This is a genomic window from Pseudomonas sp. HY2-MNA-CIBAN-0224, assembly GCF_040310285.1.
Lineage (GTDB): Bacteria > Pseudomonadota > Gammaproteobacteria > Pseudomonadales > Pseudomonadaceae > Aquipseudomonas > Aquipseudomonas helleri.
The window spans coordinates 1-256 of the sequence record NZ_JBEOPQ010000701.1; the positions used below are offsets into that span (position 1 = coordinate 1).

Consider the following 256-nt stretch of genomic DNA (forward strand, 5'->3'; position numbering starts at 1 on the left):
TAGTAAATGCCATCATATAAAAGCCTTTTTCACTTAAGCTCAAACCCCCTGCATTCATGAGCCCAACGGCAATAAGAAAAATCGATACCGCTAGCGCCGCCCAACTTATTAAATAGTATAAGTTGGTGGTTGGAATACCCTCAGCGCGATCACGAATCGTTTTTTGTAGACTAATCGCTGAATATAGCCCAAGTGCCAAAACGGCAAAGTAGTAGCCTTTCTCATTAAGTAGCATACTTTGTGCATTCCATAATCC

The 256-nt window shown here is 41.4% G+C and carries 1 protein-coding gene; it reads right to left on the minus strand.

Translation table 11 applies throughout. From position 1 onward, the window contains the following. On the minus strand, positions 1-235 hold a 235-nt coding region (locus AAEZ03_RS28125), incomplete at its 3' end, for a YiaA/YiaB family inner membrane protein (protein WP_350583232.1). Positions 236-256: the final 21 nt, after the last annotated feature.